The following is a 4121-nucleotide window of genomic DNA, read 5'->3' as shown; positions in this document are numbered from 1 at the left end:
CGCAGCGGCGCGTGCCGCCCTACCGGGCCGTCGTGCACCCGGGCCTCGGCGATGCGGCCGATCTCGTGCGGGGCCAGCAGCGCCCAGGTGCCCAGGCGGCGCAGCGTGTCGCCGCTGGCGTGGGTGAGCGCGATCTCGCGGCCGTCGGGCGCGGGATCGGCGAGCGCGGTGGCGGGTTGCCGGTCCAGCACCGTGCTGGTGAAACCGGCCTGGCACAGGGCGATGGCCAGCGACAGGCCGGCCGGGCCCGCGCCGACGATGAGAACGTCGCAATGCTGCTGGGGCATGGGAGGAAAGACCAAGGAAGGCGAGCGCCCGGCGGGCGCCGGCGGCCATTGTGCGGGCCCCGCCGCGCCTCCGACTTGCACTGGGTCAAGGGAATGTGGCCGGCCGGGTTGGATTAGTTTGCTATTAATTCAATAGCAACATGCCCTAGTATCAATTGCCTTGGAGGCCCAAAAGACCCCAATGCCTCGCGGCGGCACCCCGGCGGGCCATGGGGCCACGGCCCGCTGCGTCACACCGCCCGGTAGAAGAACGTGGTGCCGCACGGCGCGCCGTCGGGCATCAGGGCATAGCCCGGTACTTCGCCCACGCGCTGCCAGCCGGCGCGGGCGTAGAGCCGTTCGGCGTCGCCGCCGGTCACCGTGTCCAGCACCATCAGGGTCTTGCCCTCCTGCCGGGCGACCGCGTCCACGGCGTCCAGCAACTGCCGGGCCACGCCCTGGCGGCGGGCGCGGCGGTGCACCAGCATCTTGGCCACGTCGGCCCGGTGCGGCTGGTTCTCGGGCTGCGCCAGCACGAGCTGCACGGTGCCCAGCACCGCGCCGCTGTCCACCGCTTCGGCGATGAGCAGCGCCCGTTCGCCGCGCGCCACGCCTTCGGCCACGCCGCGCCAGAAATCCACGGCCCTGTCGTGCGCCAGCGGGTGCATGAAGCTCACCGAAGCGCCGCCGGCCACGCAGTCGATCAGCACCTCGGCCAGCGCCGGCACGCAGGCGGCGGCTTCGTTCACGCCCAGGCGGCGCACGGTCACGGCGGGGGCGCCGGCGGGGACTTCGGCGGAGGGCGTGGCGAGTGAGGTGGCGGCGGTCATGTCGGGCTCCGGGTCGGGTGGGGTGGAATGGCGGGCAGGGTGGCCAGGGCCACCAGGTAGCGCGCGGGGCTGCGCGTGGGGTTGCGGTATTCGATGGCGCCCTCCAGCCGGTGGGCCAGGCAGTCGCCGGCCTCCAGCCGCCAGACCGTGCCGTCCAGCGCGATGTCCATGCGGCCGTCGATCATCCAGATCTGCTGGTGGATCTCCGCGCCGCGGTCGGCCCGCTCGTAGGCCACGCGCTGGCCCGGGGGAAACACCACGTCCACGAGCTGCAGCGGCGACGCCACCGTGGGCGACACGTTGCGCCGCAGGTAGCCGGAGGCGGGGTCGGTCCACACGGGCTGCTGCGCCACGCGGGCCACGGGCGAGGGCGCGGCGCGGCCTTCGTCGCCCTCACCCTGGGGCGCATCGAACAGCGAGGCCAGCGCCACGCCCAGGCCGGTGGCCAGCTTGTCCAGCACGGTGGCGGTGGGGCTGCTTTCGCCGCGCTCGATGAGCGAGATGTTGGAGCGGCTCACGCCGCTGCGTTCGGCCAGGGCGTCGAGCGAGAGGCCGCGCGCATCGCGCAGTTCGCGCACGCGGCGGGCCAGGCGGGTATTGATGTCCATTCCTCCAGTTTAATGGAAATGATTCCAGAAAAATGGATAGGCGCCGGATCAAGGCCAGGTCAATGCCGTATCAGTCCCGCTGCGCAGGCATCGCCCGCAGCGTCGCCGCCCAAAAGAGCAGCGCCGCCAGGCTGAGCCCCAAGCCCAGCGCGCACACGCCGGGCCAGCCGGCAAGGCCGTACACCGCGGTCGATGCCACCGCTCCCAGGCCGCTGCCCACCGCGTAGAACAGCATGTAGCAGCCCACCAGGCGGCCGTGCGCCTCGGGCCGGGTGCGCAAGATCAGGCCCTGGTTCACCACGTGGACCGCCTGCCCGCCCAGGTCGAGCAGCACGATGCCCACCGCCAGCGCCCACAGCGTGTGCGCTGCGAACGCAATGGGCACCCACGACACCAGCAGGCATGCCAGCGCGAGGCCGGTGGCCCATTGCCCCCGGCCCCGGTCCACAGAACGGCCGGCCCGCGCGGCGGCCAGGGCGCCCACCACGCCGACCAGCCCGAACGCGCCGATGGCGGTGTGCGACAGGGCATGGGGCGGCGCGCTCAGCGGCAGCACCAGCGCGCTCCAGAAGACGCTGAACGCCGCGAACATCAGCAGCCCGATCACGCCGCGGATCTGCAGCACGCGCTCGGTCGCCAGCAGCGTGCCCATCGAGCGCAGCAGCGGCCAGTAGCCCAGCGTGGCCGGGCGCGCGCGGGCGGGCGGCAGGGCTTTCCACAGCAGCGCCAGCATCGCCAGCGACAAGCCGCAGGAGACCAGGTACACGGCGCGCCAGCCCGCCAGGTCCGTGACCGCGCCGGCCAGCGTGCGGGCCAGCAGCAGGCCGATGACGACGCCGCCCTGCACGGTGCCGACCACCCGGCCCCGCTCCGCGGGAGGGGCCAGCGTGGCGGCGCAGGCGATCAGCCCTTGCGTCATGGCCGTCCCCAGCAGCCCGATGGCGGCCATGGCCGCCAGCAACAGCAGCGGCGTGGGCGCCCAGGCCACGCCCAGCAGCGCCAGCGCCAGCAGCACCAACTGCCCGCACAGCAGGCGCTTTCGGTCCACCCGATCGCCCAGCGCCACCACGAACAGCAGGGCGATGGCGCAGCCCACCTGCGTGGCGGTGATCACGCCGCCCACCGCCATGGCGGGGATGCCGAAATCCAGCGCGATGGCATCCAGCAGGGGTTGGGCGTAGTAGACATTGGCAACGCTCACGCCGCAGCACACGGCCAGCAGGCGCACGAGGCGCGGCGGCAGGGGATGGCCGGGGGCGGCGTGCAGGACGGACGGGTTGGCGGCGGTCATGGGCTCTGATCCAGTTGCTGATTGAAACTGGATCGAGTGTAGTGCCATCCTGTTTTAAAATGAAACCACTTCGGTGCGTGGATCGAATGCCCGGTCCGCCACCGGCACCCAAGGAGTGGCCATGGCCAAAAGAAAAAGCCTCGCGGATTCCCCCTGCCCCGTGGCCCGTTCGCTCGACGTGGTGGGCGACCGCTGGTCGATGCTGATCGTGCGCGATGCGTTCGACGGGCTGCGGCGCTTCGGCGAGTTCCAGGCCAGCCTGGGCGCAGCGCGCAACATCCTCAGCGACCGCCTGCGCACGCTGGTGGAAGAGGGCGTGCTGGAGATCGCGCCCGCCTCCGATGGCAGCGCCTACCAGGAGTACGTGCTGACCGCCAAGGGCGAGACGCTGTTTCCGGTGGTCGTGGCCCTGCGCCAGTGGGGCGAGGCGCACCTGTACGCCCGGGGCGAGAAGCACTCGGTGCTCGTCGATCGCGCCACGGGCAAGCCGCTGCCGAAAGCCCTGCTGCGGCTGGAGGACGGGCGGGTCGTCCGGCCGGCGGACACCCTCGTGAAGAAGGTGCGTGCGCGGTCCTGATCCGCAAGGCCGCCGGCATACTGGGCCCATGCCCCGCAACATCGAAATCAAGGCACGCCTGCCGTCGCCCGGCGCTTTGGCCGCGCTGGAGGCCCGCGCCGCAGTGCTGGCCTCCAGCGGCCCGGAGCGGATCCACCAGGACGACACGTTCTTTCGCTGCGCGGCCGGCCGGCTCAAGCTGCGCGCGTTCTCCGCCGGCGCGGGCGAGCTGATCTTCTACCGCCGCCCCGACGTGCAGGGGCCCAAGACCGCGTTCTACGTGCGCACGCCCACGGCCGATCCCGACGGGCTGCGCGAGGCGCTCACGCTGGCGCACGGCCAGGCGGGGCGGGTGGTCAAGGAGCGCACGCTGTACCTGGTGGGCCGCACGCGCGTGCACCTGGACCGCGTGGCGGGCCTGGGCGAGTTCATGGAGCTGGAGGTGGTGCTGGACGAGGCCGAGCCCGAAGACGTCGGCCTGCGGGAGGCACACGACCTGATGGCCCGGCTCGGCGTGGCACCGGCGCAGTGGGTGGACTGCGCCTACGTCGATCTGCTGCGCGGCCGGGG

General features: G+C 72.6%; 6 protein-coding genes. 2 read left to right on the top strand and 4 right to left on the bottom strand.

From position 1 onward, the window contains the following. The 4 genes from AC27IO_RS21305 to AC27IO_RS21290 all read right to left on the bottom strand — a co-directional run. On the bottom strand, positions 1-287 hold a 287-nt coding region (locus AC27IO_RS21305), incomplete at its 3' end, for an FAD-dependent monooxygenase (RefSeq protein WP_498740637.1). Between the two features lie 230 nt (positions 288-517). Further along, the gene (locus AC27IO_RS21300; RefSeq protein ID WP_284425207.1) at positions 518-1096 is read right to left on the bottom strand and encodes a GNAT family N-acetyltransferase; all 579 of its coding nucleotides are present in this window, start codon (positions 1094-1096) and stop codon (positions 518-520) included. Beyond that, entirely contained in the window at positions 1093-1704 is a 612-nt protein-coding gene (locus AC27IO_RS21295; protein WP_498740636.1) for a helix-turn-helix domain-containing protein, read from the bottom strand. The genes AC27IO_RS21300 and AC27IO_RS21295 overlap by 4 nt, the downstream gene beginning before the upstream one ends. A gap of 70 nt (positions 1705-1774) precedes the next feature. Next, positions 1775-2995: an MFS transporter gene (locus AC27IO_RS21290; RefSeq protein ID WP_498740634.1), complete on the bottom strand. Its 1221-nt coding sequence runs from the start codon at positions 2993-2995 to the stop codon at positions 1775-1777. Between the two features lie 121 nt (positions 2996-3116). Here AC27IO_RS21290 and AC27IO_RS21285 point away from each other — a divergent pair, with 121 nt between their 5' ends. Both AC27IO_RS21285 and AC27IO_RS21280 read left to right on the top strand, forming a co-directional pair. Beyond that, a complete protein-coding gene (locus tag AC27IO_RS21285) occupies positions 3117-3572 on the top strand; it encodes a winged helix-turn-helix transcriptional regulator (RefSeq protein ID WP_498740633.1) in 456 nt (151 codons plus the stop codon). Between the two features lie 28 nt (positions 3573-3600). Then, a partial coding sequence (locus tag AC27IO_RS21280; RefSeq protein WP_498740631.1) for a class IV adenylate cyclase occupies positions 3601-4121 on the top strand: 521 nt, incomplete at its 3' end.

It is taken from the genome of Acidovorax sp. KNOB132, from assembly GCF_057541515.1.
This window is presented reverse-complemented; position numbering and strand designations above follow the sequence as displayed.

What these genes read in the sequence shown, in the direction of transcription:
- AC27IO_RS21300 (WP_284425207.1), bottom strand. Translation starts at nt 1,096, where the DNA reads ATGACCGCCGCCACCTCACTCGCCACGCCCTCCGCCGAAGTCCCCGCC.
- AC27IO_RS21295 (WP_498740636.1), bottom strand. Translation starts at nt 1,704, where the DNA reads ATGGACATCAATACCCGCCTGGCCCGCCGCGTGCGCGAACTGCGCGAT.
- AC27IO_RS21290 (WP_498740634.1), bottom strand. Translation starts at nt 2,995, where the DNA reads ATGACCGCCGCCAACCCGTCCGTCCTGCACGCCGCCCCCGGCCATCCC.
- AC27IO_RS21285 (WP_498740633.1), top strand. Translation starts at nt 3,117, where the DNA reads ATGGCCAAAAGAAAAAGCCTCGCGGATTCCCCCTGCCCCGTGGCCCGT.